The organism is Natrarchaeobius chitinivorans, assembly GCF_003841505.1.
GTDB lineage: Archaea > Halobacteriota > Halobacteria > Halobacteriales > Natrialbaceae > Natrarchaeobius > Natrarchaeobius chitinivorans.
The window spans coordinates 1-1,220 of sequence record NZ_REGA01000046.1 but is presented as its reverse complement, the minus strand read 5'-3'; the positions used below and the strand labels follow the sequence as shown (position 1 = coordinate 1,220).

The 1,220-nt window shown below is 57.2% G+C and carries 1 protein-coding gene; it reads left to right on the top strand.

From position 1 onward, the window contains the following. The first annotated feature begins 58 nt into the window (after positions 1-58). A protein-coding gene (locus EA473_RS21760) for an IS630 family transposase (RefSeq protein WP_207890237.1) occupies positions 59-1,196 on the top strand; the annotation gives its coding sequence in 2 pieces (ribosomal slippage) (positions 59-483 and positions 482-1,196; 1,140 coding nt in all). The last annotated feature ends 24 nt before the right edge of the window (positions 1,197-1,220 follow it).

Here is a 1,220-nt window from a genome sequence, read left to right as displayed (position 1 = left end):
AGTGCACTTGCAAGCGTCGACTGCTTAGCTTATCTCTTCTGAGCACCTCTCTATAGGGATGGGACGGAAAAAGCACATCGTCAACCTCTCTGACAAGGAACGAAGCGAACTTGAGGCGATTATCTCGACGGGTGAACATAGAGCAGAGGATATCACCCGCGCACGAATCCTGCTAAAGGCTGACGAGGGGCTCACAGATCCCGCGATCTGTGAGCACCTCGATTGTTCGATCTCTACCCCCTATCGCACGCGCAAGGCGTACGCTGAACGAGGGCTTGCGGCGCTCCACCGCCGCAAGCCCGACCGCGACTACGAGCCAAAGCTCGACGGCCGCGATGAGGCCCATTTGGTCGCACTCGCGTGTTCTGACCCACCAGACGGATATTCTCGCTGGACGTATCAACTCCTCGCTGATCGCTTCGTTACCCTCGAGGAGATCGACCTGGAGACGATCTCCCGAGAAACCGTTCGACAGCGGTTAAAAAAACGACCTGAAGCCCTACCGCTCGAAGCACTGGCTAATTCCGCCGAAGCAGAACGCTAAATTCGTCTACCGTATGGAAAACGTACTTGCGCTCTACCATGAGCCGTACGATGAAGATCGTCCAGTCGTCTGCTTCGATGAGTCCAGCAAGACGCTTCACAAGCAGGTCCGCGACCCGCTCCCGGTCGCACCGGGAGCGGTCGCACGCGAGGACACTCATTATGAACGCAACGGAGAGCGAAAAATCCACATCGCCACCGAACCGCTCACCGGTTGGCGCCACGTCACGGTTACACCAAGACGACGCAAGCGCGAGTTCGTCGAACAAATGCAAGAACTCGTGGATGAGCACTACCCGGATGCAGTCCGCATCCGGGTAGTCCTCGACAACCTCAACACGCACAATCCGGCTGCTTTCTACGAGTTTTGTACTCCGGAAGACGCACGAGCGTATCTCGACCGATTCGAGTTTCACTTCACGCCGAAACACGGGAGCTGGCTCAATATGGCGGAAATTGAGCTGAGCGCGCTTACCACCCAGTGCCTCAACCAGCGCATCCCTGACGCGGCGACACTCCGAACGGAGGTCGCCGCGTGGGAAACTGACCGTAACGAGGCTACCGTCTCGATCGACTGGCAGTTCACTGCCGATGATGCCCGAACGAAGTTACTCCGGCTCTATCCAACTATCACGGAGAAAAAGCAGGACTAGGCTGTCCACACTTGCGAGCGCACT